The organism is Pantoea sp. PNT03 (assembly GCF_014852515.1).
Lineage (GTDB): Bacteria > Pseudomonadota > Gammaproteobacteria > Enterobacterales > Enterobacteriaceae > Pantoea > Pantoea leporis.
Window position 1 is genome coordinate 1,526,788 of sequence record NZ_JACVBT010000001.1, and the last position, 23,837, is coordinate 1,550,624.

Here is a 23,837-nt window from a genome sequence, read left to right on the forward strand (position 1 = left end):
GGCGACCTGAATAACAGGCAAAAAAAATCCCACAGCCCCGAAAGGCGGTGGGAGAAACTAAGCGCACCCGGTTAAAGTACGCTCAAAGGTTCAGGTCAATTACGAATTAAGCTGGAACAGTGACAGCTTCGACATATCGGTAAAGGTCTTATACGAAGCTTGCAAGGCGGTTTGTTGCATGGTGTAGCTTGAAATGGCTTGGGTGTAATCAACCTGCACCAGATCCGTCATTTGCGATGCCATAATGGTGTCACGGTCATCACCCTGAGCGTCCAGCGTATCGAGTTCAGCCAGCTGTGAGCCCACGGCTGAACGCACTGCCAGCACGTTGTTCAAGGAGTTGCTCAAGCCACGGTTGGTTTTATCCATGGCATCCTGGAAAACCTGCTTGGTTGCATCATCAGCATCATCCTGCGGCGTTTTTAACGCTGCAATTGCACTATCGAGCATGTTAAACAGATTGGTCTCGCTGGGACTGCCGTCCGGCTCGGCTTTCGCGTTGCTGGTTATTGACATAAATACTGACGATCCTGTGCTACTCACCGCCATCGTGCGACCATCATCGACTTTCTGCGTAATGGCATCCGCGCCACCCACATAAGTGACACCGGCCGGCGCACCGGCATCGCTGAAAGGTGCAACATCAGTCTGATAGCCCGCAAAAATGTATCGTCCATTACCATCACGGCTATTGGCCTGATTAAGTAATTGTGAGCGAATGCCTTCTAATTTGGTGGCAATAGAAGCACGGTCATCGTCGCTCAGCGTACCGGTAGAACCATACACAATCATGGTTTGCGCATCCTGGATGCTGCTGGTCACGCTGGAGAGTGCGTTCTCTTCCATCGACAAGCTCTGATCGGCAAAGCTGCGTGCCGTGGCATATTGGGTACTTTTCGCCTGCGATTGCGAAAGCACGACGGCACGTGAGGCGGCGATAGGATCATCCGAAGGATTGCTGACGCGCAGTCCGCTAGAGAGTTGCTCACCCACTTTTAACCAGGAAGCTTGCGAATCGGTGATCCCGCGCACCTGCTGGTTGAAAATCATATTGGTACTAAGACGCATGGTTTTTATCCTCTATGCTTAGCCGCGGATGCCCATCAGCGCATTAAAAATGGTACTCGCTGTTTGCAGCACTTGCGCGTTCGCCATATAGAACTGCTGATACTTAGTCAGATTCGAATACTCTTCATCAAGGTTGACCCCCGATACTGACTGCTGGCGATCGCTGAGCTGTGTCACCACGTTCTCCTGGGTGGTGCTCGCGGTTTTTAATGTACTGGTTTTATTACCGACGGTGCTGACAATGCTGGCGTAAGCCTGGGCGATGGTCGCATTACCATTCACCAGCTTGCTATCCTGCAGATCCAACAATTTCTGCGCGTTACGGTTATCGCTTTCACCGCTGGTTGCGCTGGATGCCGCAGCAATTTGCGACTCATCGGTGATCGCGACCGACATGCCCGCAATGACGTTCTGGACCGGTTTGACCAGGAAACTGTCTTTCGCGTTAGGCGCGGGTGAGGTGCTCACCGTCAGTTTCAGGCCATCAAAGTTGAGGGTGCCGTCGGTCGCATCTGGCGTAACGCTAAACTTCACGTTGTCAGACATGCGGGTCACCGACCAGTTGCTGCCATCATAACTTACGGTGTAGTTAGAGGCTTTCATCGCGCTGGTGTCTGACCATGCCGCCGTAATGGTAGCCGCTGAGGTATTTTTGCTGTTACCCACCACGGTTGGCGAACCGATATTAAAGAAGTTGCCCCCCTGGTCGCCGTTGCTGTCATAACCTTCGCTGTGCACAGTATTGAAGCTGGTGGTGAACGCTGCCGCTAACTGGCCGAGCTGATTCTGCGCGGTATCCAGATCCTGGGTGCGGAACGCCAGCAAACCGCCGAGTGAACCGGTGGTTAGCGTCTTCTCAGGGATTTCAACGTTACCCGCCTGCTTATCGACATAACCGACAGTGGTACGTGTTGAATCGCTGCTGGACGGCATCGCCACTAAGCTGGTGGAGTTTTTACCATTCACCAACGTCACGCTGCCCATCGAGACAATATAGCTGCCGTCCTGCTGGGATACGTTCACGCCCACCACATTGTTCAGGCTATTCACCAGCTGATCGCGCTGATCCAGCAAATTGTTCGGCGCCGCGCCACCGCCGGTGGTCAGCTTGGCGATCTGGCTGTTCAGGTCGGCAATCTGGCTGGTGAAGGTGTTGATCTGATCGACGTTAGAGGCGATATCCGTATTAACGCTATTCTGCATATTGTTGAGATACTGCGCGGTGGTCTGGAATTGGTTCACCAGGCCTTGGGCGTAGCTCAGCATTGACTGACGCGCCGAGGGATCGTTGGCGTTACTCACCACGTTCTGCACGTTGGTGAAGAAGCTTTGGATTGAGGTCGACAAGCTGGTGGTCGACGTCGACAGCAGATCGTCAATGTTGGAAATTTGGTTGTATTGCGTGTTCACCGCGCTGTAGTTGGCGCTGGAGCCACGCAGTTGGGCGGTGATGAACTCGTCATACTCACGCTGTACGCCGGAGAGCGTGACACCGTTGCCGTAATAGCTGTTGCCCTGCAAGGTGCTGTTCGACTGCGACAAAATCGCCGTCTGACGCGAATAGCCCGCTACCGTGTAATTACTGATGTTGTTACTGGTGGTGCTTAATGCAGCCTGTGCGGCGCTCAGCCCACTCATCGCTGAGTTAATTATGCTGGACATCTCGGTTCCTTAATTTCCCGTTAACCGGGCTGGCAGTCATCAGTGCGATTGCGCGGACGAGAACGCCCGCGGCATGTGATTGTTATCGGCGTGCTTAAGTGAAACTTGAGAGCAAAAATCAGAACAAATCGGTGATGTCGTTGCTGTACGCCTTCACCACTTTTTCGCCCATGCTTTTGAATTGCTGGATCATTCCCACCAGTTTCTGCGCATACTTTGGATCGGTGGCGTAACCGGCGGCCTGCAAGGCACGCGCGCCCTGCTCGGCACTCGGTGCGTTGGCAACGGCGGCATAACGAGGATTATTGGACAGCAGTTTGACGTAATCGCTGAGCGCTTCCATATAGGAACCATACACACGGAAACTGGCGCGCACTTTTTTCGCTGCCCCGCCTTCGTATTCGGTGGTCATGATATCGGTGGTTTCGCCCTTCCAGTCGCCGCTCGCCTTGATGCCAAACACGTTGTAACTCGGCTTGCCGTCACGCGTCAGAATCTGTCGCTGGCCCCAGCCGGATTCCAGCGCGGCCTGCGCCAGAATCAGGTGATGCGGAATACCGCTCTGCTGGCTGGCGACCTGCGCCGGCTGCGCCAGCTGTGCGATAAAGTCGTTGCTGTCGCTCGGCAAACTGCTGGGCGAGACCGGCAAACGCGGCACCGCTTTACGCACCATCTGCTCCAGCTGATTCGACGGCAGGTTGCTATAGATGAAGCTGTTATCCAGCTTCATCGGCACCGTACCGGCGGTTTCGTCCGGCTCCTGAGCGGGCTGCATCTGCTTAACAATGATATCGGCCATGCCGAGACCACGTTTGCCGATGTCCTGCGCAATCTGCTGATCGTACATCGAGGTGAAAAGCCGCGTCTGATCGTTGCTCAGCAGGCCATCCTGCGGCAGCGCTGCACGCATGCTTTTCATCATCATCTGCACGAACATCCCTTCCACCTGTTTGGCCACCTGCATCGCCTTCCCTTTCGGGTCGGCGGCGGCTTCGCGTTTCAGGTCGTTCAGCGAGCGGCTGTCGTACGCCGCATTCACCAGCGATTGCGTATCGTTCATCAGATAATTTCCAGTTTGGCGCGCAAGCAGCCTGCGCTTTCCATCGATTGCAAAATCGACATCAGCTCAATCGGTGACGCACCCAGCGCATTCAGCGCACGCACCACGTTATTGAGGTTGGCGCTGGCGTTCACCCGTTGCAGCGCGCCGCCACTCTGACGCAGATCGATCTGGGTATTGTTGGTGGTCACAGTCTGCCCACCCGCCAACGGCGTATCCGGCTGACTGACGTTCTGCTGCTGATTGACGGTAACCGACAGATTGCCCTGCGCCACCGCACAGGTGTTCAGCGTCACTTCGCGGTTCATCACCACCGAACCGGTACGTGAGTTGATAATCACCTTGGCATCTTCGAGCGGCACCGCAACATCAAGGTTCTGAATTTCGGCCAGCAGACGCACCTGAGAACTGTTATTCGGCGAGACGCGAATCTGCACGGTACGGGCATCCAGCGGCTGCGCCGAACCAATCCCACGGCTGTTGATGGCGTCGGCAATGCGCTGCGCCATGCTGAAGTCTTCGTTATTCAGCTGCAGGTTAATGGTGTTCTGGCTACCAAAGTTGCTCTGCAGTTCACGCTCTACCGTGGCACCGCCGGTAATGCGGCCACCGTTCAGCTGGTTAACCTGCACGCTGCTGCCACCGGCAGAAGCGCCGGCACCGCCGACCAGAATGTTACCCTGCGCCAGCGCATAAACCTGGTTATCGACGCCTTTCATCGGCGTCATCAGCAGCGTACCGCCGCGCAAACTCTTGGCGTTACCCAGCGAAGAAACCACCACATCAACGGTTTGCCCCTGACGCGCAAAGGTTGGCAGCTTGGCGGTCACCATCACGGCCGCTACGTTTTTCAGCTGCATATTGGTGCCAGCCGGCACAGTAATGCCGAGCTGGGAGAGCATGTTGCTCACGGTTTGGGTGGTGAACGGCGTTTGGGTGGTCTGGTCACCGGTACCATCAAGGCCCACCACCAAACCGTAACCGATCAGCTGGTTGTCGCGCACGCCCTGCACGGAGGTCAAATCGCGTATGCGGTCAGCATGCGCCAGTAAGCTGAAACCGAGCAGCATGCCAAGGCTCAGGCGGAGCAGAGTCGTCATATTCATTGTTACTACCTCTTACATCGGCGAGACGTTCAGGAAGAAACGCTGGAACCAGCCCATCGTCTGCGCTTCATTGATATAACCATTTCCGACGTACTCAATACGTGCATCGGCCACCTGCGTTGACAGCACCGCGTTGCTGGCGCTGATGGTGCGTGGGTTAACCACGCCCGAGAACCGGATAAATTCGGTGCCCTGGTTAATTTCGATCTGTTTCTCACCCACCACGCGCAGGTTGCCGTTCGACAACACCTGATTGACGGTGACGGTGATGGTGCCCGTAAAGGTGTTGTTGGCCGTCGCGCCACCTTTACCGGCGAAGTCATTTTTGCCATTGGCATCCAGCGTGGCTTTTTCGCCACCAGCACCCACCAGACCGCTCAGGCCGGTTGGCACACCCGTCACACCAAAACTGTTGCTGCCATCGCGGCTGGCATTGGCCGAAGAACTTTTGCTGGCGCTGACGTTTTCCTGCAAGGTGATCGTCAATGTATCGCCAATGTTGCGTGGACGACGATCCTCAAACAGCGGCTGATAGCCGTAGTTCAGCGGTGCGACGCCCTGAAAAATGGAACCGTTCACCACCGGCGGTGCGGATGGCGTCGGCTCTGCCGTAGTCGATCCCTGTACCAGTGGTGTGCGCGGAACCAGCGCACAACCGTTAAGCGTGAGTAGCAGCGTGGCTACCAACCAATGACCAGGCTTGAGAATCACTTGCTTCGCCACTTTTTGACCTTCTTCATGTTGCTTAATCAGGCCAGCGGAGCTGGCCCAACGACACCAGCATTACAGCTGGGTTAACTTCGCCAGCATCTGATCGGAGGTGCTGATCGCTTTACTGTTGATCTCGTAGGCACGCTGCGTCTGAATCATGGTGACCAGCTCTTCCGCCACGTTGACGTTCGAGGTTTCGACATAACCCTGATACAGCAGACCCGCGCCGTTCTGGCCTGGCGTACTCTGCGTCGCCGCACCGGATGCCTGCGTCTCCTGATAGAGGTTTTCACCCTGGCTGTTCAGACCCGCATCGTTCATAAAGGTGCTCAGCGTCAGCTGACCGACCTGCGCCGGATTGGTCTGGCCCTGCTGCGTCACGCTCACCACGCCATCGCGCGAGATCGTGATGCTGGTGGCGTTGGCCGGAATAGTGATGCCTGGCTGTACCGGATAACCGGCGTTAGTCACCAGCTGACCGTTCTGGTCAACCTGGAATGAACCATCACGGGTATACGCCGAGGTGCCGTCCGGCATCTGCACTTCGAAATAACCCTGGCCGTTAATCGCCACGTCTTTCGAGTTGCTGGTCTGCGACAGGTTACCCTGCTGATGCAGACGTTCAGTGGTGACAGGACGCACACCGGTACCTATCTGCAAACCAGACGGCAGCGTGGTTTGCTCTGACGACTGCGTGCCCGGCTGACGCAGGGTTTGGTACATCAAATCTTCGAATACCGCGCGCGAACGTTTAAAGCCGTTGGTGCTTACGTTCGCGAGGTTGTTGGAGATGACGTCCATGTTGGTTTGCTGAGCGTCAAGACCGGTTTTGGCGATCCATAAAGAACGAATCATGGTGTTTTCCTTACGCCTTAGCTGCTCATGTTGAGCAAACTGTTAGCTTTTTGTTCGTTTTCATCGACGTTGGAGATCACTTTCATCTGCATCTCAAAACGTCGGGCGTTGGCGATCATATCGACCATGGTTTCCACCGGCTTGACGTTACTGCCCTCCAGCACGCCGGGCATCACCGTCATGGTGGCATCATTTGCCAGCGCAGCGCCGCGCGTCGCCTGGGTTTGCTGATTAGGACGGAACATGCCGTCATCACCGCGTTGCATCTCTTTACCAGTGGCGCGCACCAGCTTCAGGCGACCAATCTGCACCGTGGCATTGGGTGCATCACCGGCGTTACGCGAGGTGATGGTCCCGTCTGCCGCGATGGTCAATTCAGCGCCTTGCGGGATGGCGATCGGACCCCCATCGCCCATTACGGGATTGCCCTGAATAGTCAAAATACCGGTCGCGCTGATCTGCATGTTGCCGTTGCGGGTATAAGCTTCGGTACCGTCAGCGGCACGCACTGCCAACCAGCCGTCCTGCGCAACGCCCACATCCAGCGTGCGGCCGGTGTTGTCCATCGAGCCCGGTGACATATCGGCGCCCGGCGTGGAAGCGGCAACCAGCGTACGCGTCGGCAGCGACCAGCCGCTGACCGGCACCGCGCGCAACGCGTTGAGCTGAGCACGAAAGCCTGGCGTTGAGGCGTTGGCGAGGTTGCTGGCCGTTACCGACTGCTGATCCAACGTCTGACTGGCCGCGCCCATGGCGGTATATATTGCGTGATCCATAAAGCAATCCCGTTAGCGAATTAACGTAAGTTAACCAGGGTGTTAAGAATCTGGTCCTGAGTTTTGATGGTCTGGCTGTTGGCCTGATAGTTACGCTGCGCAACGATCATGTTCACCAGCTCTTTGCTCATATCGACGTTGGACGCTTCCAGCGCACCTGAAGTCAGGTTGCCGTAAGTACCGGTGCCTGCCAGACCAGTGGCGGCCTGACCTGATGAGCTGGTGGCAGACCAGACGTTGTCACCTTCAGACTTCAGACCTTCCGGGTTAGAGAAACTCGACAAGACAATTTGTCCCAGAAGTTGGGTTTTCTGGTTGGAGTAGGTGCCAGTAATGGTGCCGTCATCATTGATGGTGTAGCTGGTGAGATCGCCAGGCTGATAACCGTCTTGCGTTGGGTTACCAAAAGTGGTCGCACCGGTGTTTTGCTGCAGGCTACCCAACATGCTCAGGCTGATGTTCATGCCATTCGCCCCGTTGGTGCCGTCCACAACCAGGTTTGCCAGGGAAGCGCTGGTGTCAGCAACACCCGCTGCAGTGATTTTCCCCACCTGCGTCAGCTTACCGTTAGCATCAAATTGCATCTGATAACCCAGGTTGTCACCGCCCGCAGTATTGCCGACTTCATTACCGGTGGTGGAGTCAACCATATGCACGGTCCAGGTGTTATCCGCCGTTTTGATGTAGTACATGTCTAACTGGTGATCGTTACCCTGCGTGTCATACACCGTCATGGTGGTTTTCGCGTTGTAGCTATCAACGTTGGACTTATCAAACGGAGTGACCGTCGGGGTGGTGCTGGTGGAGTTCAGGTTGGCAACCTGGGTAGCTGTTGTTGTTGCACGTGCCCCCATCTGCGTGGTTGGAATACTCAGCGCCACTGGGTTGGCACCGGTCTGAATGGTTGGCGGTGTGCCGCTGGCCGGATAGCCGGTGACATTCAGACCCTGGGTGTTCACCAGGTTACGGTTGGCATCCAGCGTGAACTGGCCGTTACGGGAATAGAACACGCCGCCGCTGGCGTCGGTCATGCGGAAGAAACCGTTGCCGCTCAGTGCCACATCCAGTCCACGACTGGTTGACGTTGTACTTCCATCACCAAAGTCCTGAATGACGGCGGCAACTTTGGTACCCAAACCCACGTTAGAGCCGGCAAACATATCGGCAAAAGCAATGGTGCTGGATTTAAAACCGGCTGTGGCGGAGTTGGCGATGTTGTTACCAATCACATCCAGATTGCTGGAGGCAGCATTGAGGCCGCTCACCGCTTGTGAAAAAGACATGTAATCTCTCCTGCTAAAAGGTTAATCAGAGAATCTGACGAATTTCATCGAGGGTTGCGGAGCCCATGGTGCCGAGATCCAGTTTTGTGGTGCCATCAGTGGTGCTGACGCCATTGACGTAGGCATAGTTCAGCGGCTGCGCCACCAGTTGCGTGCTGCCATTGCTGGCGGCCAGCGAAACAGAATATTTGCCATCCGCGGCGGTAGAACCGTCATCCAGCTTGCCGTCCCACGAGAAGGTGTGGACGCCAGAGCTCAGTTTGCCGAGGTCAATGGTGCGGACCGTGGCGCCGTTACTGTCTTTAATCGTGACACTGGTGGCCGTGGACGCTGTCGCCAGCTCAATGCCAAACGGCGTAGTCGTACCGCTGCCCACCAATACCTGCGAACCATTGACCATCACACCGTGACCAATCAGTGTTGAACTCTGCAGCGACTGGCTGGTAGTGATCTGGCCGGAGATGGATCCCAGCGTGGTATTCAGCTTTTCAATACCGCTCAGGGTGTTGATCTGTGCCAACTGCGTGGTGAGCTGGCTGTTATCCATAGGATTAGTGGGATCCTGGTTTTTCAGCTGCGCCACCAGCATGTTCAGGAACTGATTCTGCAGGTCGGCGGAAGAGTTACCGCTCGAAGCGCTACTGGAGGTCAGTACCGTTGGGTCCAGACTGTCTTTAATTCCTACTGCTACGCTCATATTCGTTCTCCGTTACTGACCGATAGTGAGAGTTTTCATCATCATTGACTTCACCGTGTTCAGCACTTCAACGTTGGCCTGGTAGCTGCGCGACGCGGACATGGTGTTAACGGTTTCGGACACCACATCAACGTTTGGCATCTTGACGTAGCCCTTCTGATCCGCCAGCGGATTGCCCGGGTCGTACACCAGTTTTGCCGGGGTAGGATCGTTCACCACGCCAGCGACCTTCACGCCGCCGGTGGCTGCACCTTGTGCGGCGTCGGTCTGGAAAATCACCTGCTTCGCCACGTAAGGCTGGCCATCTGGGCCGGTCACGCTGTCGGCGTTGGCCAGGTTACTGGCGCTGACGTTGAGGCGCTGTGATTGCGCTGTCATCGCAGAACCGGCGATATCAAAGATATTCAGCAATGCCATGCTTATTGCCCCTGCAGAACGCTCATCATGCCTTTGATCTGGCTACTGATGAGGGTGAGATCGGTTTGGTATTTCAGGCTGTTATCAGCAAACTGCGTACGTTCGCGATCCATATCCACGGTGTTGCCATCCGCGGCGGGTTGATCGGGAATGCGGTACAGCAGATCCAGTGACGGCTGAGAGTTGGTTTGCGCTTCAATGTGGCGTGAGGACGTCACATTCAGCGCCAGACTGCTGCCTTCGGCGCGACCGTTTTGCATCACCTTGCTCAGCTGGCTGGCAAAGTCGATATCCCGCGCCTGGTAGCCCGGGGTATCGGCGTTGGCAATGTTTGACGCCAGGATTTCCTGACGCTGAGCACGTAGGTTTAACGCTTCAGTACCAAATCGCAGCGCGGCATCGAGTTTGTCGAGCATGCTTCCTCCGCGAATGAGAATTTCGAGCTGACAGCTTAAGTGGACAAATGCAAGGGTGATCGTCTGAATAGCAGCAAAAATGACGGCTATTTTTGACATTGATTTTTTTGCGCGAGGCGTAGACTCAGTGCCATCTTCTCGTCAGGAGGCGTTATGCGCAGATATTCCACCTTGCTAGCCACACTTTTGCTGGCACTGGCGCTACCCAGCTCTGCTGCGGACCTTACCGCGCAGTTGACCCAATTTTTTAAAGCGCGCGACCCACAACATGCCGCGGGCATGACGGTGGTGGTGCGTACGCCACAGGCGCAGTGGCCAAACTGCGAAACCCCTGAACTGCAGCTGCCGGGCAATAGCCGTCAGTGGGGCAACATCAGCATCGCTGCTAACTGCGATCAAAATCGTCGTTTTCTGCAGGTCCAGGTACAGGTCACCGGGCAATATCTGGTGGCGAGCCGTCAGGTGGCGCGCGGCAGCAATCTCAGCCCGACGGACGTGCGTCTGGCAACCGGACGCCTCGATGAACTGCCAGCACGCGCATTGATGGACAGCAGCGGCGTCATCGATGCGGTCGCGCTGCGCGATATCCCGCCAGGACAGCCGGTCACCGCCACCATGGTACGTCAGCCGTGGCGCGTAAAAGCCGGTCAAAATGTGATGGTAGTCGCCAGTGGAAACGGGTTTAATGCCAGCAGCGAAGGACGTGCGCTGAACAACGCCAGCGCGGCACAAATGGTGCGCGTGAGGATGGGAAATGGTCAGGTTGTCAGTGGTCGCGTCGACGCGGATGGGAATATTCTGATATCGCTATAAAGCGTTAAAGAACCCTGTTGTTCTGCCGATAGAGATATCAACAAAGACATTACCCTATGCTGACTCAGTTGGCTGACCCCCAACTGACCTTACAGGAGCCTTACCATGAGCATCGACAGAACGCAGCCTACGAATCCGGTTAGCACTGTTCAAACACGCGACAATAACGATAACAGCAGCAAAGTGCGTCAGAGCGCGACGCCCGCAGCCAGCACCACCAGCGAAAGCGGTGCGGAAGTGAAGTTGAGTACCGCGCAGGCGCAACTGATGCAGCCTGGCAGCAAAGATATTAATACAGCGCGCGTTGAGCAGCTGAAGACGGCCATTCGTAATGGCGAATTGAAAATGGATACCGGTAAGATCGCCGACGCGCTGATCGCCGATACCAAGGCGTATTTAGAGGGTAACTAATCCCAATGGACCATCTGCTGATCACCTTAGACAAAATGCAGGACGTGCTGACATCCCTTGCGGTGGTAATGGATGAAGAACAACAGCAACTTTCTGCCGGCCAGATCAATGGCAACCTGCTGCAGCGTATTTCTGAAGATAAAAGCGCGCTGCTGACGACGTTGAATTATCTGGACGAGATGCGCCGCACCACCGAGAAAACGCTCGGCACGCAGGCGCCCTATGGTGATCACAGCGATCGCGAAAGCCGCTGGATGCGTATTCAGCAGCACACGCGCCGCTTGCGCGATGCCAATACGCATAACGGGATTTTGTTGCAGCATCAAATCGGCTACACCAATGAAGCATTGGCGGTGTTGCGACCCCACCAAACCCAGGCGTTTTACGGCCCGGATGGTTTGGGTAAAGGTCAGGCGACGCTAAGTCGTAAAGGGTAGAAAAAAGTGGGTTTGAAGAGGCTGCTATCTTTTGGGATGGCGGCCTTTTTGTTGTGCTTTTAAGCACAGCGCACCAGTGATAAGCAGCAGACGGAAGTTTGTTTTGGGCAGGCATCCGCAGCGCTGAACGGAGAAAGGAAGCCAGGATTTGCCCGCAGGACGCGGGCGAAAAGCTCAGCCGGGACAAGGAAGTCCCGTCTGAGCCGGTCCGTCAGGCTGACGTACGCAGTGAAGGTACCGCGAAGCGGCGCGAGGACCGCCGGACCAAAACAAACTTCCGTCTGCGTGGGAGCATAATTTTATACCAGCGTGCGGCGCGCGAAGTCGCGCGGGCGGAAGCCGAGCAGACCAAGCATCACAAAGTATGCGCCGCCGCCAATGGCGCAGACCGCCGCCAGACGAATCAGGCGCCACCACATCTGCCCCTCTTCCCACGCTGGCATCACCTGCAGAATGCCAAATAGCGCTGCGGCCATTACCACTACGGCAATCAGCAAACGGGTCAGGAAACCGAACCAGCCAGGCTGCGGCTGGAAGATATCCTGCTTACGCAGTTGCCAGTACAGCAGCGCAGCATTCAGGCAAGCGGCCAGACCGATCGACAGCGACAAACCGGCATGTTTGAGCGGGCCGATAAACGCCAGGTTCATCAGCTGCGTCACAATCAGTGTCACGATGGCAATTTTCACCGGAGTTTTGATGTCCTGACGAGAATAGAAGCCGGGTGCCAGCACTTTCACCACGATCAGCCCCATCAAACCCACTGAATAGGCAATCAGCGCGCGCTGCGTCATTAGGGCATCAAACGCGGTGAACTTGCCGTACTGGAACAGCGCGACCGTCAGCGGCCCGGACAAAATGCCCAACGCCACTGCGCTCGGCAACGCCAGCAGGAAGCATAGACGCAGGCCCCAATCCATCAACCGTGAATACTCTTCCTGATTACCGCTGGCAAAACTCTTCGCCAGCGAGGGCAGCAAAATGGTGCCCAGCGCCACGCCCAGCACGCCGGAAGGAAACTCCATCAGGCGATCGGCGTAGTACATCCACGAAACCGAACCGGAAACCAAAAAGGAGGCGAAAATGGTGTTGATGATCAGTGAAATCTGGCTCACCGACACGCCGAGGATCGCCGGCCCCATTTGACGCATTACGCGCCACACGCCCGCATCGCGCAGATTCAGACGCGGTAAAACCAGCATGCCAATCTTCTTCAGATGCGGCAACTGATAGAACAGCTGCAACACGCCGCCGACCACCACGGCCCACGCCAGCGCCATCACCGGCGGATTAAAATGCGGCGCAGCGAAGACAGCAAAACCAATCATGCTGATGTTCAGCAGCGTCGGCGCAAACGCCGGCACGGAAAACCGGTTCCAGGTATTGAGGATCGCGCCCGCCAGCGAGGCCAGCGAGATCAGTAGAATATAGGGAAAGGTGACGCGCAGCAGTGCGCTGGTTAAGGCAAATTTATCGGCGGTATCGGCAAAGCCTGGCGCCGTCACCACAATCACCCAGGGCGCAGCGATCATCCCTAACACGGTCACCGCCGCCAGCACCAGCGTCAGTAATCCGGAGACGTAAGCGACAAACACGCGCGTGGCATCTTCACCCTGCTTGCTTTTATATTCCGCGAGGATCGGCACGAACGCCTGAGAAAACGCGCCTTCAGCGAAGATACGGCGCAGCAGGTTCGGCAGTTTGAAGGCAACAAAGAAGGCATCGGTTGCCATTCCGGCGCCGAAAACGCGCGCCACAATGGCATCGCGGGCAAAGCCCAGTACGCGGGAAAACAAGGTCATCGAACTGACCGCAGCCAGCGATTTCAACAAATTCATATTGAGTGGCGCATCCTGAAAAGTGTCGGAGAAATGAGCGACTTAGCGCGGACATCCCGTGATGTCCGGCGATAGTCTACTGCCACGGCGGGAAATGACCAGCATTGAGTGTTACAAGGAATTATTCACGTTCGGCATCGCGCCACAATTTTTCCACCAGACGCTGCGCCGCCAGCGCCTGTTCGCCACTGGTTTCAGGCATCGTCTGATTTTCAACACACTGGATGAAATGGTGCGCTGCGCCGCTGAAACCGCGCTGAGTAAGGTGGCTTTGCCACGCGGGCGGCACATCACGCACCATGCCGCCGCGGTTTTCTTGCTGCCAGTCGCGCATCTCGTTAATTTCGATGTAATCACCGTCGCAGATGGCGCTGACGACTTCGCGTTGGGTCCCGGCGCGACGATGCATGCTGGTGGTGATTTGCAGCGATCCGGCGGAGAAATGGTGTTCGGCGTACAGCATCGCGCCATCGTCATTGGTCTCGATATGCCCTAACTCGCGCGTCAGGCTGCCGCCCGCCAGCCACAGCGCGGTGTCCACCACGTGCAGATAATCGTCCAGCAGGGTAAAACGCAAATCCTGTGGACCCACGCTATCCGCGCGGTGCTTCTCAATACGCAGCGAGGCGGCGCGTGGCATGTCACTTTTCAGCTGCTGATAACGCGGCGCAAAGCGGCGGTTAAATGCCACCATCAGCTTGCGCTTCTGCTTGTCCGCCAGCGCCACCAGCGCTTCGGCCTGTTGCAGCGTTTCGGCTAACGGTTTATCGACGCACACATCTTTGCCCGCCAGCAGCAGCGCTTTAACCACTTCGTAATGGCTGGCGGTGCTGCTGTGAACAAACACCGCATCACTGGCGGCGGCCAGCGCATCCAGTTGACCAAAATAAGGTATGCGATAGCTATCGCAGATCGGTTGCGCCTTTGCCTGATTGGGCGAAAACGCACCCGCTAATTGCCAGCCGCTGGCTTGCGATAACACCGGCAGCCATGCTTTCTGCGCTATACCGCCCAATCCTACAATGCCAATACGCAGCGTCATATTAGTGCTCCTTTTGCAGCAGCTGTTGCAGTTGCGACTGCAACTCAGCAACCGTTTCTTCAAGTTGCGCGACACGCGCGGTTAAATCGCCGTTGTCACTGACGCTTTCTGCGCTGGCCGCGTCTTCCTCTACTTCGCCACCAAAAAGATGCATATAGCGGCTTTCACGTTTGCCCGGTTCGCGCGCCAGTCGCACCACCATTGGGCCATCCTCGCGCGTGCTTAAACCGTTAAGCGTCTGCTCGACTTCATTCATATCGCTGAATTCATGCAGACGACCGCTGCGGGTGCGCAGTTCGCCCGGCGTCTGTGCACCGCGCAGGAACAGCAGCGTCAGCACTGCGACTTCAGCGCTGCTCAGTTGCAGATTGCCGAAAGCGGAATTGCAGAAGCGCTGTTCATACTTGCTGACGCGTTGACCGAAGCCGTTATTGGCGGTCACCAGATGCTTTTTCACCAGCTCATCAAGCTGCGCTTGCACCTCCATCTCGCTGAGATTGAGCACCGGTTCGCGGTTAGATTTCTGATTACAGGCGGTGACAACGCCATTAAGGGAGAGCGGATATTGATCCGGCGTGGCGACCTGCTTCTCCAGCAGGCATCCAATCACGCGCAATGCCTGCGCGGATAAGGCCATTTTCATTGAGGTGATCCTTTATTATTGTCCACGACGATCCGGGGTCCACTCCCGGCAGGTCAACGCGGTGAGTACATGATCCTGCCAGCGCCCATCGATCAACAAGTAATCTTTGGCGTAACCCTCTTTTTCAAATCCGAGGCGCGCCAGCAGATCGCCACTGCGCTGATTGTGCGGCATGTAATTAGCCATAATGCGGTGAATACGTTGCTGGCGTTGCATATAGCGAAGGGTGGTAGTGAGCGCTTCAAACATCAGTCCCTGACCTTGCCACTTCTCGCCCAGTGAATAGCCGAGATAGCAGGCGTGAAACGAGCCGCGCAGCACGTTGCTGTAATTCGCCACACCACGCACTTCGGTCTCTTCCGGGTCCATCAGCACAAAATAGTAGGCTGAGCCCTGTTTATGCATGTCGGCGATCAGTCCGAGGCGCGCTTGCCAGCCCGAAGGATAACAATGGCTCTCGTCGCGCACCGGTTCCCACGGCTTGAGAAACGCACGATTTTCAGCGTAATAATCCGCTAATCGCCAGGCATCGCGTTCGTGTACTAAACGCACCACTAAGCGATCGGTAGTGAGGCGCACGCGTGGGCCAGCAGAACGATAGCCAAACATCATGACTCCTGAAATCCATAACTTAAGAAAGATGTACGCCAGCGGCGATACTTCTCACTATAACCGTCACCCCGCTTGCGGTAAAACCCTTGAACGCGTTCCTCAGGATTCATCCTGATTTAGGATTAATATTTCTGTGGAATCGATGAAAAAATATCATCCTGAGAAAGCTGTTTTTCGCCGCTGAGCAGGCGGAAGATAGACCAATTGGTCTCTTATCTCCTCTCATTTGCTCAGGAATTGGCATGTCTCGGGTTGCGCAGGCACGACGCCTCGGTAAAACATTTCTTTTAGTGGATAACATGCTGGTTGTGATGGGCTTTTTCGTGGTGTTTCCCCTCATTTCCATCCATTTTGTCGAACAGCTGGGCTGGGCCGCGTTGATGGTCGGTATTGCGCTTGGCTTGCGCCAGTTCGTCCAGCAGGGATTCGGCATCTTCGGCGGTGCGATTGCCGACCGTTTTGGTGCGCGTCCGCTGATCGTCACTGGTATGCTGATGCGCGCGGCGGGTTTTGCCTGCATGGCGCTGGCGCATGAACCCTGGCTGCTGTGGTTTGCCTGTTTGCTTTCCGGCCTTGGCGGCACGCTGTTTGATCCGCCACGCAGCGCGCTGGTGATGAAACTGGTACGCGCACGCGATCGCGGCCGCTTCTTCTCCCTGCTGATGATGCAGGACAGCGCCGGTGCGGTGCTGGGTGCGCTGATTGGTAGCTGGCTGCTGGCGTGGGATTTCCGTCTGGTGTGCTGGGTTGGCGCGGCGGTGTTTGTCACTGCTGCGCTGTTTAACGCCGTTTGGTTACCGGCGTGGCGCATCTCAACCGAACGCATTGCGATGCGTGAAGGGATGCAACGCGTCTGGCAGGACAAGCGTTTTCGCCTGTACGTGCTGACTTTGACCGGCTACTACATTCTCGCCGTGCAGGTGATGTTGATGCTGCCGGTGATGGTGAATCAGGTGGCCGGGGCGCCTGCTGCGGTGAAGTGGATGTACGCGATTGAAGCGCTGCTGTCATTAAGCCTGCTCTATCCGCTGGCGCGCTGGAGCGAAAAACGCTTCCGCCTCGAAACGCGTTTGATGGCCGGCTTGTTCCTGATGACGTTCAGCCTGCTGCCGGTTGGCATGACCGATTCGCTGCCGTCGCTATTTATGCTGATCGCCCTCTTTTATCTGGGCTCAATCATCGCGGAACCGGCGCGAGAAACGCTCAGCGCTTCGCTGGCCAGTTCGCGTGCGCGCGGCAGCTATATGGGCTTCAGCCGACTCGGCCTCGCGATTGGCGGTTTGATCGGCTACTCCGGCGGCGGCTGGATGTTCGATATGGGCCAGCAATGGGCGCTGCCGGAACTGCCGTGGATGCTGCTGAGCAGCGTTGGCATGATCACCCTTTTGGCGCTTTGGTGGCAGTTCCAGCCGCGTTCGGTGGCACCAGCGATTTTCAGCAGCTAATTTGCCCCCGCCAAAGATCTCTTCCATACTTCCCGCACGTCCGAAAAAAGGGTGACCTCCGTCACCCTTAGAACCACAGGAGAAACGGGATGAAACTCTACATCTACGATCACTGCCCTTTCTGCGTCAAAGCACGCATGATTTTCGGCTTAAAAAATCTGCCATTAGAACTCATCGTTATGCTAAATGACGACGAGCAAACGCCGAAAAAATTGATCGGCCAGAAAATGGCGCCGATTCTGCAAAAGGCCGACGGCAGCGCTGTACCGGAAAGTATGGATATTGTGCGCCTGGTAGATAAATACGATCACCAACCGCTGCTCAATGGCAAAAGCAATCCTGCGATCAGCGACTGGCTGCGCCACGTGAATGGCTACGTCAATAAGCTGCTGCTGCCGCGCATCGCCGATGCCTCCTTCGCCGAATTCGCTACGCCGGAAGCGCGTAGCTACTTCAGCGAGAAGAAGCAAGCCAGCGTGGGCGATTTCAGCGAGTTGCGTAAACACGCGCCGGGCTTAATCAAAAACATCAGCGACGATCTGCGTCAGCTCGACAAGCTGATCGTCAAACCCAATGCGGTAAATGGCGAACTGTCGGAAGATGATATTCATCTGTTCCCGCTGCTGCGCTCCTTGACGCTGGTCAACGGCATTGAATGGCCAAGCCGCGTTGCCGATTATCGCGACAACATGGCGAAACAAACCCAGGTTAATCTGCTCTCCTCCATCGCCGCATAATCTTCATCCCTGAGAGGCGCTGCGGCGCTTCTCATCTCTCTCCTGGTGACACATGCCGCTGATTCAGGCAGGCTATCGCTGTTTTGCCGTTTCGATCAGGATGAGGACAATATGAAAAAGGCGTTTACCGGGCTTTTCGCTCTGCTTTTTGCCGTGCTACTCAGCGGCTGTAACCAATTGACGCAATACACCATCAGCGAACAGGAAGTGAATCAGGCGCTGCAAAAGCGCAATAACTTCGAAAAAGATATCGGCGTTTCCGGGCTGGTGAATGCGCACATTGTGCTGAGCGATCTCAACAGCCAGATTGGCCGTGAAGAACCCGGCAAAATAACGCTCTCGGGTAAAGCCAACATCAATGTCAGCTCGCTGTTTGGTCCGCAGCAGGCCGAAATGCTGCTGAAGATGAAGGCGCAGCCGGTTTACAACGCACAGGAAGGCGCGATTTATCTGCATGACATGGAGATTGTCGATGCGCAGGTGCAGCCAGAGAAAATGGCGTCGATTATGAAAACCCTCACGCCGTATCTCAATGAGTCGCTGAAGCGCTACTTTAATGAGAGACCTGCTTATGTGCTGAGTGCAGACCGCAGCAAAGGCGAAGCGCTGGCGAAGAAACTTGCTAAAGGAATTGAAGTGAAACCGGGCCAATTGGTGATTCCGTTTACAGATTAATCCGCGCAACCGCACCTTCCGGTGCGGTTTTTGTTTGTCACAATAAAATCCCGTGCAAACGGTTGCCCACATCCTTATGATTACTCCCCGGCCTAAACGTGCCTCTCGTTTTCTTCTCAGCCGGAGTCTTTTTGAATGACAGCCCAACCTCAGCACATTACCATCCGCCGCCCTGACGACTGGCACATCCATCTGCGCGATGGCGCGATGCTTAACGCCGTACTGCCTTATACCAGCGCAGTAAATGGTCGTGCGATTGTCATGCCAAACCTGGTTCCACCGGTTATCAGCGTGGCCGCTGCCGTGGCGTATCGCGAGCGCATCATGGCTGCGTTACCTGCTGAGCACGCTTTTACTCCGCTGATGACCTGCTATCTCACCGATTCACTTGATCCCGATGAGATCGAGCGCGGCTTCCGTGACGGCACTTTTACCGCCGCCAAGCTCTATCCTGCGCACGCCACCACCAACTCCAGCCACGGCGTGACCAACATCGCCGCCATCGCTAAGGTGCTGGATCGCATGCAGCAGATCGGCATGCCAATGCTGGTGCACGGCGAAGTGACCGATTCTCACATCGATATTTTTGATCGCGAAGCGCGCTTTATTGAAACCGTGTTGGAACCGCTGCGTAAACAGTTCCCGGCGCTGAAAGTGGTGATGGAGCACATCACCACGAAAGAAGCGGCGGAGTATCTGGCAGCCGGTAATGATCTGCTGGGCGCCACCATTACGCCACAGCACCTGATGTTCAACCGTAACCACATGCTGGTGGGCGGCGTGCGTCCGCATCTTTACTGCCTGCCGATTCTGAAGCGCAATATCCATCAGGAAGCGCTGCGCAAGCTGGTTGCCAGCGGGAATCGTCGCGTATTCCTCGGTACCGATACCGCGCCACATCTGCGTCACCTCAAGGAAGCCAGCTGTGGCTGCGCCGGCGTGTTTAATGCGCCGACCTCATTGCCGGCGTACGCCACCGTGTTTGAGGAGCTGAATGCGCTGGAACATTTCGAAGCCTTCTGCTCGGAGAACGGCGCGAACTTCTACGGTCTGCCGCTGAATGAAGGCACGCTGACGCTGGTGCGAGAATCCTGGCAGGTTGAAGAGAGCATTGCGCTGGCGGATGACACGCTGGTGCCTTTCCTTGCCGGTGAAACGCTGAACTGGCGCATCAAAGAATAATGATCTGCTGCTTGCCTTCGGGAAATTTATACTGTACAAATAAACAGTATATTATCCCGGAGGCTTCTATGCGTGTTGAAATTACCGTAGCAAAAACTTCGCCCCTTCCTGCGGGTGCACTGGATGCACTCAGCGTCGAACTGGTTCGTCGCATTACTCAGGATTTCCCCGACGACGATCATCACGTCAAAGTGCGTTATGCCGGCGGCAATCAACTCAGCGTGTTTGGTGGCTGTAAAGAGTCACGCGAACGCATCAGCGAACTGTTACAAGAAACCTGGGAAAGCGCTGACGACTGGTTCAATAACGATTAACTGCCACTGTGCCGTTTTTGCCGGGTATCGCTATCCGGCTTTTTTGTTTTTATTTCCCTCTCGCCAGAAAAACTTCCTGCATCTAGACTCATGTTAAACGATCCCCTATTCTTGCCTCGTCATGCTTACAGGAGGTGTTTTACATGACTACTGAAAAACCAGAAGAGGCGATGACCTTCGGAGAATTGCTGGCATTTATTGCTGAGCAACAGCGCCGCTTAACCGTATTAGAAAATGCGTTTGCCACCTTGACCTTCTGTCTCGACGATCGCGCCAATCAGTTGCTGGTCCACAACCTGACGCTGGAAGCGCAAAACCAGAACCATGACGAGCAGTTACAGCAGCATTTTACCCGGCTGGCGGAAGAGATTCAGAAACGTCACGGCCTGCTGCCAGTCGAGCCACACTCATAAACGTGCCCCCTTTTTCGGCCTAAAGTTTTCCCTTATAAAAGCCGATAACTTCGTCAGTGTTGCCAGTAATAATTCCAATAAAATGCCTGACGCTGCGGGCATTTTATTATTCGATTAAACGGCAATGTTAACCGCGTTTATTTTTACTCTGTTTAGGTTCGTCATACCTTTTAACTATTGTACCCGCTATTTCATGTTATAATTGTTTCGCTAGTGCACGATACAGCCGCATTGAACCTCAAGAAGCACTTCGTTTAACGAGTAATACGGAGGTTATAATGGACAGAAATAAAGACGTCATCCAGACTCATCCGTTGGTAGGATGGGACATCAGCACCGTAGACAGTTATGACGCCATGATGATTCGCCTGCACTCGCTCTCCTCGCAGGGGCAGAAAGAAGAAGAAGCTGACGTGGGTCCGACCTACTGGCTGACTACCGACGTAGCCAGACAGTTCATCTCTCTACTCGAAGCTGGCATTGCAAAAATAGAGTCTACCGAGCAGTACCTACGCGACAATCAAAAGCATTAATTTCTACTATCGCGTGAAAGGGCACCCAACAGGGTGCCTTTTTCATGGGCGCTCTCTTTTGATATGCTGTTGAAAAATTTCGCTGTTTTGCTGGAGTGATGTCGTTATGGTTTATGATCTGATTGTGGTGGGAAGCGGTTCGGTCGGCGCAGCAGCAGGGTTTTACGCCACGCAGGCTGGCTTATCGGTGCTGATGATTGATAGCGCCCATCCGCCGCACAGCCAGGGCACACATCATGGGGAAACCCGCCTGATTCGCCATGCGTATGGTGAAGGTGAACGCTACGTGCCGCTGGTGCTACGCGCACAGACACTCTGGGATGAGCTGGAACGCCAGAGCGGCGAGCGCATCATGCATCGCAGCGGCATCCTCAACTTAGCGCCCATCACCTCCTCCTTTATTCAAAATGTTATCGATAGCGCGAAAGCGTGGCAGCTGGATGTGAAAATCCTGCAAGCCGATGAAGTGCGCGCGCGCTGGCCGCAGTTCACAGTGCCGGATGGCTACATCGGCGTGTACGAACCCAACTCCGGCTTCCTCAAATGTGAGCAAGCGGTGCGCAGCTGGGTGCAGCTGGCGGAACAGGCCGGTTGCGCGCAGCTGTTTAACTGTCCGGTGACAGAGATAGGTCGTGACGGCGATCTGCAGCAAGTCACCACCAGCGATGGCATTTTCCGCGCGCGTAAACTGTTGGTCAGCGCCGGTACCTGGGTGAGCCAGTTGGTCGCCGATCTGCCGGTTGCGCCCGTGCGCAAAGTTTTCGCCTGGTATCAGGCAGATGGTCGCTACAGCGAGAACAATAAATTCCCCGGCTTTACCGTGGAGATGAGCGATGGCAGCCACTTTTACGGCTTCCCGGCGGATAACAACGCGCTGAAAGTGGGACGTCACGATGGCGGACAGCTGATGCAAACGCCGGCCGATCGCAAACCTTTTGGCAGCATCGCGGTAGACGGCAACGAATCTTTTAGCTTCCTGCGTAAATTCCTGCCGGGTGTGGGCGTCTGTTTGCATGGCGAAGCCTGCAGCTACGACAATACGCCGGACGAAGATTTCATTATCGATACGCTACCGGGCGAACCTAATCGTCTGATCATCACCGGCTTAAGCGGACACGGTTTCAAATTCGCCAGCGTGCTGGGTGAACTTGCCAGTGAATTTGCGCAGAACAAACCGTTCTCTTTCGATATTGCGCCTTTCTCCCTCGCGCGATTTAACTAAACCATACTTGCCGGTACTAATCCTGTGCCGGCGAAATTGACACAAACTGACAGTTAATTACCTATATTAACATTCAGCGCAGCGCTATGCCGCATTTGGTGTAGTGAATATGCAATACTTCGCAATAAGCCCCGCCTTTTAAGCTGTCCCTTCAATTATTCTGACTGAGTTTTAATTAAATCCTCATTTATTCCGAAGATGATTTTCAACTTTATAGAAAAGTAAGGTTAATTGATCTTTCATTGCAAAATGTAGATGCTCATTACCACTTATTTCATTCCAGGTGATTTTAATGTGGCGTAATTCCACACAGCATTTCGGCGCTGTCTCGATTTTATTGCATTGGCTTATGGCGCTGGTTATTTACGGCATGTTCGCGCTGGGTTTGTGGATGGTCGGATTGGGCTATTACGATGGCTGGTATCACGATGCGCCCGAAATTCATAAAGGCATCGGCATTCTGCTGTTCGCTGCGCTGCTGCTGCGCCTCGGCTGGCGTTTTATTTCACCTCCGCCCAAACCGTTGGCGAGTTATTCGCCCGCCGTACGACGCAGCGCTACCGCCGCGCACTGGCTGTTATACGGCTTACTGTTGGTGCTGCTGTTCACCGGTTATCTCATCTCCACCGCCGATGGCAAACCGATCTCCGTATTTGGCTGGTTCGCGGTTCCCGCCCTGTTCAGCGGCGCCGCGCAACAAGCGGATCTGGCGGGTGACCTTCATCTTTGGCTGGCGTGGGGTTTGGTGCTGATCTCAGCACTGCACGCGCTGGCAGCCCTGAAACACCATTTTATCGACCGTGATGTGACACTGAAAAGGATGTTGGGTTACCGCATCCCGTTAATCTCTGAAAAGGAAAAGTAACATGCTAAAGAAGACATTATTGGCAGTAGCAGCGGCCGGATTATTGAGCGCCAGCCTGACGGCCAGCGCGGCTGATTACAAATTTGATAAGGAAGGCCAGCACGCGTTTGTGCAGTTCCGCATTCAGCACCTGGGCTACAGCTGGTTGTACGGCACCTTTAAAGACTTTGATGGCAGCTTCACTTTTGATGAAGCCAATCCTGCGGCAGATAAAGTCAACGTGACCATCAACACCAACAGCCTCGATACCAACCATGCTGAGCGTGATAAACACCTGCGCAGCGCGGATTTCCTCAACACCGGTAAGTTCCCGCAGGCAACCTTTGCTTCTACCGCCGTGAAGAAAGAGGGTAAAGATTACAAGATCACCGGTGACCTGACGCTGAATGGCGTGACCAAGCCCGTCACGCTGGATGCAAAATTGATCGGTGAAGGCAAAGATCCATGGGGCGGCTACCGTGCAGGATTTGAAGCCAGCGGTGAGATCGTGCTGAAAGAGTTCAACATCAGCAAAGATCTTGGCCCGGCATCGCAGAAAGCTGAACTGATTATTTCGGTGGAAGGCGTGCGTAAGTAAACGAAGTACAGCCTGAAGTCCGCAGAC

At 55.3% G+C, this 23,837-nt stretch carries 28 protein-coding genes; 13 read left to right on the forward strand and 15 right to left on the reverse strand.

What is annotated here, in order from left to right; translation table 11 throughout:
- Positions 1 to 99: 99 nt before the first annotated feature.
- The 11 genes from flgL to flgB form a co-directional block, all read right to left on the reverse strand.
- Entirely contained in the window at positions 100 to 1,068 is a 969-nt protein-coding gene (gene flgL / locus IB226_RS07155; protein ID WP_110865921.1) for a flagellar hook-associated protein FlgL, read from the reverse strand.
- A gap of 18 nt (positions 1,069 to 1,086) precedes the next feature.
- Complete coding sequence (gene flgK / locus IB226_RS07160) at positions 1,087 to 2,730, reverse strand: flagellar hook-associated protein FlgK (protein WP_192234300.1); 1,644 nt, start codon at positions 2,728 to 2,730, stop codon at positions 1,087 to 1,089.
- Between the two features lie 118 nt (positions 2,731 to 2,848).
- Positions 2,849 to 3,790, reverse strand: coding sequence for a flagellar assembly peptidoglycan hydrolase FlgJ (gene flgJ / locus IB226_RS07165; protein WP_192234302.1), 942 nt, complete (start codon positions 3,788 to 3,790; stop codon positions 2,849 to 2,851).
- Positions 3,790 to 4,896 (reverse strand): flagellar basal body P-ring protein FlgI, encoded by a 1,107-nt coding sequence (locus IB226_RS07170; RefSeq protein ID WP_101760846.1) that lies wholly within the window; start codon positions 4,894 to 4,896, stop codon positions 3,790 to 3,792. Before IB226_RS07170 ends, flgJ begins: the two co-directional genes overlap by 1 nt.
- 12 nt (positions 4,897 to 4,908) lie before the next feature.
- Positions 4,909 to 5,619 carry a flagellar basal body L-ring protein FlgH gene (locus IB226_RS07175; RefSeq protein ID WP_097094260.1) on the reverse strand — a complete coding sequence of 237 codons (711 nt, stop codon included), beginning with the start codon at positions 5,617 to 5,619 and terminating at the stop codon, positions 4,909 to 4,911.
- 60 nt (positions 5,620 to 5,679) lie between these two features.
- The gene (gene flgG / locus IB226_RS07180; protein ID WP_007885801.1) at positions 5,680 to 6,462 is read right to left on the reverse strand and encodes a flagellar basal-body rod protein FlgG; all 783 of its coding nucleotides are present in this window, start codon (positions 6,460 to 6,462) and stop codon (positions 5,680 to 5,682) included.
- A gap of 17 nt (positions 6,463 to 6,479) precedes the next feature.
- Entirely contained in the window at positions 6,480 to 7,238 is a 759-nt protein-coding gene (locus tag IB226_RS07185) for a flagellar basal body rod protein FlgF (RefSeq protein ID WP_101760847.1), read from the reverse strand.
- A gap of 20 nt (positions 7,239 to 7,258) precedes the next feature.
- Positions 7,259 to 8,521, reverse strand: a complete 1,263-nt coding sequence (gene flgE, locus IB226_RS07190) for a flagellar hook protein FlgE (RefSeq protein WP_137385553.1) — start codon at positions 8,519 to 8,521, stop codon at positions 7,259 to 7,261.
- A 25-nt stretch (positions 8,522 to 8,546) separates the two neighbouring features.
- Positions 8,547 to 9,218 carry a flagellar hook assembly protein FlgD gene (gene flgD / locus IB226_RS07195; protein WP_110865917.1) on the reverse strand — a complete coding sequence of 224 codons (672 nt, stop codon included), beginning with the start codon at positions 9,216 to 9,218 and terminating at the stop codon, positions 8,547 to 8,549.
- A 12-nt stretch (positions 9,219 to 9,230) separates the two neighbouring features.
- Positions 9,231 to 9,635 carry a flagellar basal body rod protein FlgC gene (flgC, locus tag IB226_RS07200; protein ID WP_064740862.1) on the reverse strand — a complete coding sequence of 135 codons (405 nt, stop codon included), beginning with the start codon at positions 9,633 to 9,635 and terminating at the stop codon, positions 9,231 to 9,233.
- Between the two features lie 2 nt (positions 9,636 to 9,637).
- Positions 9,638 to 10,051 (reverse strand): flagellar basal body rod protein FlgB, encoded by a 414-nt coding sequence (flgB, locus tag IB226_RS07205; protein WP_008103091.1) that lies wholly within the window; start codon positions 10,049 to 10,051, stop codon positions 9,638 to 9,640.
- A gap of 153 nt (positions 10,052 to 10,204) precedes the next feature.
- On the opposite strand from flgB, the gene flgA reads away from it, so the two are divergent.
- The 3 genes from flgA (at position 10,205) to flgN (ending at position 11,712) form a co-directional block, all read left to right on the forward strand.
- The gene (flgA, locus tag IB226_RS07210; RefSeq protein ID WP_192234306.1) at positions 10,205 to 10,864 is read left to right on the forward strand and encodes a flagellar basal body P-ring formation chaperone FlgA; all 660 of its coding nucleotides are present in this window, start codon (positions 10,205 to 10,207) and stop codon (positions 10,862 to 10,864) included.
- Positions 10,865 to 10,969: 105 nt separating this feature from the next.
- Complete coding sequence (gene flgM / locus IB226_RS07215; RefSeq protein WP_101760851.1) at positions 10,970 to 11,275, forward strand: flagellar biosynthesis anti-sigma factor FlgM; 306 nt, start codon at positions 10,970 to 10,972, stop codon at positions 11,273 to 11,275.
- 5 nt (positions 11,276 to 11,280) lie between these two features.
- Positions 11,281 to 11,712, forward strand: a complete 432-nt coding sequence (gene flgN, locus IB226_RS07220; protein ID WP_101760852.1) for a flagellar export chaperone FlgN — start codon at positions 11,281 to 11,283, stop codon at positions 11,710 to 11,712.
- A gap of 299 nt (positions 11,713 to 12,011) precedes the next feature.
- Here flgN and murJ read toward each other — a convergent pair whose 3' ends face one another.
- From murJ to rimJ, 4 genes are all read right to left on the reverse strand, one after another.
- On the reverse strand, positions 12,012 to 13,550 hold the full coding sequence (gene murJ, locus IB226_RS07225) for a murein biosynthesis integral membrane protein MurJ (RefSeq protein WP_192234308.1): 1,539 nt from the start codon (positions 13,548 to 13,550) through the stop codon (positions 12,012 to 12,014).
- Positions 13,551 to 13,671: 121 nt separating this feature from the next.
- Positions 13,672 to 14,592: a Gfo/Idh/MocA family protein gene (locus IB226_RS07230; protein WP_137385551.1), complete on the reverse strand. Its 921-nt coding sequence runs from the start codon at positions 14,590 to 14,592 to the stop codon at positions 13,672 to 13,674.
- 1 nt (position 14,593) lies between these two features.
- Positions 14,594 to 15,235 (reverse strand): DUF480 domain-containing protein, encoded by a 642-nt coding sequence (locus IB226_RS07235; RefSeq protein ID WP_192234311.1) that lies wholly within the window; start codon positions 15,233 to 15,235, stop codon positions 14,594 to 14,596.
- Positions 15,236 to 15,250: 15 nt separating this feature from the next.
- Positions 15,251 to 15,844 (reverse strand): ribosomal protein S5-alanine N-acetyltransferase, encoded by a 594-nt coding sequence (rimJ, locus tag IB226_RS07240; protein WP_101760856.1) that lies wholly within the window; start codon positions 15,842 to 15,844, stop codon positions 15,251 to 15,253.
- A gap of 245 nt (positions 15,845 to 16,089) precedes the next feature.
- Between rimJ and mdtH the strand changes: the two genes are divergently transcribed.
- The 10 genes from mdtH (at position 16,090) to IB226_RS07290 (ending at position 23,810) form a co-directional block, all read left to right on the forward strand.
- Positions 16,090 to 17,292: a multidrug efflux MFS transporter MdtH gene (gene mdtH / locus IB226_RS07245; RefSeq protein WP_192234313.1), complete on the forward strand. Its 1,203-nt coding sequence runs from the start codon at positions 16,090 to 16,092 to the stop codon at positions 17,290 to 17,292.
- Between the two features lie 89 nt (positions 17,293 to 17,381).
- The gene (grxB, locus tag IB226_RS07250; protein WP_192234315.1) at positions 17,382 to 18,029 is read left to right on the forward strand and encodes a glutaredoxin 2; all 648 of its coding nucleotides are present in this window, start codon (positions 17,382 to 17,384) and stop codon (positions 18,027 to 18,029) included.
- A 111-nt stretch (positions 18,030 to 18,140) separates the two neighbouring features.
- Entirely contained in the window at positions 18,141 to 18,704 is a 564-nt protein-coding gene (locus IB226_RS07255; RefSeq protein ID WP_192234317.1) for a lipoprotein, read from the forward strand.
- 135 nt (positions 18,705 to 18,839) lie between these two features.
- Entirely contained in the window at positions 18,840 to 19,886 is a 1,047-nt protein-coding gene (pyrC, locus tag IB226_RS07260) for a dihydroorotase (RefSeq protein ID WP_101760860.1), read from the forward strand.
- A 68-nt stretch (positions 19,887 to 19,954) separates the two neighbouring features.
- Complete coding sequence (dinI, locus tag IB226_RS07265) at positions 19,955 to 20,200, forward strand: DNA damage-inducible protein I (RefSeq protein ID WP_101760861.1); 246 nt, start codon at positions 19,955 to 19,957, stop codon at positions 20,198 to 20,200.
- A 143-nt stretch (positions 20,201 to 20,343) separates the two neighbouring features.
- Positions 20,344 to 20,613, forward strand: a complete 270-nt coding sequence (locus IB226_RS07270; protein WP_101760862.1) for a hypothetical protein — start codon at positions 20,344 to 20,346, stop codon at positions 20,611 to 20,613.
- Positions 20,614 to 20,891: 278 nt separating this feature from the next.
- On the forward strand, positions 20,892 to 21,146 hold the full coding sequence (gene bssS / locus IB226_RS07275; protein WP_008103119.1) for a biofilm formation regulator BssS: 255 nt from the start codon (positions 20,892 to 20,894) through the stop codon (positions 21,144 to 21,146).
- A 106-nt stretch (positions 21,147 to 21,252) separates the two neighbouring features.
- Positions 21,253 to 22,368 carry an N-methyl-L-tryptophan oxidase gene (gene solA, locus IB226_RS07280; RefSeq protein ID WP_192234320.1) on the forward strand — a complete coding sequence of 372 codons (1,116 nt, stop codon included), beginning with the start codon at positions 21,253 to 21,255 and terminating at the stop codon, positions 22,366 to 22,368.
- A gap of 292 nt (positions 22,369 to 22,660) precedes the next feature.
- Positions 22,661 to 23,233, forward strand: coding sequence for a cytochrome b (locus IB226_RS07285; protein WP_192234322.1), 573 nt, complete (start codon positions 22,661 to 22,663; stop codon positions 23,231 to 23,233).
- 1 nt (position 23,234) lies between these two features.
- The gene (locus IB226_RS07290) at positions 23,235 to 23,810 is read left to right on the forward strand and encodes a YceI family protein (protein WP_101760864.1); all 576 of its coding nucleotides are present in this window, start codon (positions 23,235 to 23,237) and stop codon (positions 23,808 to 23,810) included.
- Positions 23,811 to 23,837: the final 27 nt, after the last annotated feature.

What these genes read in the sequence shown, in the direction of transcription:
- murJ (WP_192234308.1), bottom strand. Translation starts at nt 13,550, where the DNA reads ATGAATTTGTTGAAATCGCTGGCTGCGGTCAGTTCGATGACCTTGTTT.
- IB226_RS07285 (WP_192234322.1), top strand. Translation starts at nt 22,661, where the DNA reads ATGTGGCGTAATTCCACACAGCATTTCGGCGCTGTCTCGATTTTATTG.
- flgN (WP_101760852.1), top strand. Translation starts at nt 11,281, where the DNA reads ATGGACCATCTGCTGATCACCTTAGACAAAATGCAGGACGTGCTGACA.
- flgC (WP_064740862.1), bottom strand. Translation starts at nt 9,635, where the DNA reads ATGGCATTGCTGAATATCTTTGATATCGCCGGTTCTGCGATGACAGCG.
- IB226_RS07255 (WP_192234317.1), top strand. Translation starts at nt 18,141, where the DNA reads ATGAAAAAGGCGTTTACCGGGCTTTTCGCTCTGCTTTTTGCCGTGCTA.
- IB226_RS07230 (WP_137385551.1), bottom strand. Translation starts at nt 14,592, where the DNA reads ATGACGCTGCGTATTGGCATTGTAGGATTGGGCGGTATAGCGCAGAAA.
- bssS (WP_008103119.1), top strand. Translation starts at nt 20,892, where the DNA reads ATGGACAGAAATAAAGACGTCATCCAGACTCATCCGTTGGTAGGATGG.
- mdtH (WP_192234313.1), top strand. Translation starts at nt 16,090, where the DNA reads ATGTCTCGGGTTGCGCAGGCACGACGCCTCGGTAAAACATTTCTTTTA.
- rimJ (WP_101760856.1), bottom strand. Translation starts at nt 15,844, where the DNA reads ATGTTTGGCTATCGTTCTGCTGGCCCACGCGTGCGCCTCACTACCGAT.
- IB226_RS07290 (WP_101760864.1), top strand. Translation starts at nt 23,235, where the DNA reads ATGCTAAAGAAGACATTATTGGCAGTAGCAGCGGCCGGATTATTGAGC.
- flgJ (WP_192234302.1), bottom strand. Translation starts at nt 3,790, where the DNA reads ATGAACGATACGCAATCGCTGGTGAATGCGGCGTACGACAGCCGCTCG.
- flgK (WP_192234300.1), bottom strand. Translation starts at nt 2,730, where the DNA reads ATGTCCAGCATAATTAACTCAGCGATGAGTGGGCTGAGCGCCGCACAG.
- IB226_RS07170 (WP_101760846.1), bottom strand. Translation starts at nt 4,896, where the DNA reads ATGAATATGACGACTCTGCTCCGCCTGAGCCTTGGCATGCTGCTCGGT.
- IB226_RS07270 (WP_101760862.1), top strand. Translation starts at nt 20,344, where the DNA reads ATGACTACTGAAAAACCAGAAGAGGCGATGACCTTCGGAGAATTGCTG.
- pyrC (WP_101760860.1), top strand. Translation starts at nt 18,840, where the DNA reads ATGACAGCCCAACCTCAGCACATTACCATCCGCCGCCCTGACGACTGG.
- flgB (WP_008103091.1), bottom strand. Translation starts at nt 10,051, where the DNA reads ATGCTCGACAAACTCGATGCCGCGCTGCGATTTGGTACTGAAGCGTTA.
- flgG (WP_007885801.1), bottom strand. Translation starts at nt 6,462, where the DNA reads ATGATTCGTTCTTTATGGATCGCCAAAACCGGTCTTGACGCTCAGCAA.
- flgM (WP_101760851.1), top strand. Translation starts at nt 10,970, where the DNA reads ATGAGCATCGACAGAACGCAGCCTACGAATCCGGTTAGCACTGTTCAA.
- IB226_RS07235 (WP_192234311.1), bottom strand. Translation starts at nt 15,235, where the DNA reads ATGAAAATGGCCTTATCCGCGCAGGCATTGCGCGTGATTGGATGCCTG.
- dinI (WP_101760861.1), top strand. Translation starts at nt 19,955, where the DNA reads ATGCGTGTTGAAATTACCGTAGCAAAAACTTCGCCCCTTCCTGCGGGT.
- flgA (WP_192234306.1), top strand. Translation starts at nt 10,205, where the DNA reads ATGCGCAGATATTCCACCTTGCTAGCCACACTTTTGCTGGCACTGGCG.
- IB226_RS07185 (WP_101760847.1), bottom strand. Translation starts at nt 7,238, where the DNA reads ATGGATCACGCAATATATACCGCCATGGGCGCGGCCAGTCAGACGTTG.
- flgL (WP_110865921.1), bottom strand. Translation starts at nt 1,068, where the DNA reads ATGCGTCTTAGTACCAATATGATTTTCAACCAGCAGGTGCGCGGGATC.
- grxB (WP_192234315.1), top strand. Translation starts at nt 17,382, where the DNA reads ATGAAACTCTACATCTACGATCACTGCCCTTTCTGCGTCAAAGCACGC.
- flgD (WP_110865917.1), bottom strand. Translation starts at nt 9,218, where the DNA reads ATGAGCGTAGCAGTAGGAATTAAAGACAGTCTGGACCCAACGGTACTG.
- solA (WP_192234320.1), top strand. Translation starts at nt 21,253, where the DNA reads ATGGTTTATGATCTGATTGTGGTGGGAAGCGGTTCGGTCGGCGCAGCA.
- flgE (WP_137385553.1), bottom strand. Translation starts at nt 8,521, where the DNA reads ATGTCTTTTTCACAAGCGGTGAGCGGCCTCAATGCTGCCTCCAGCAAT.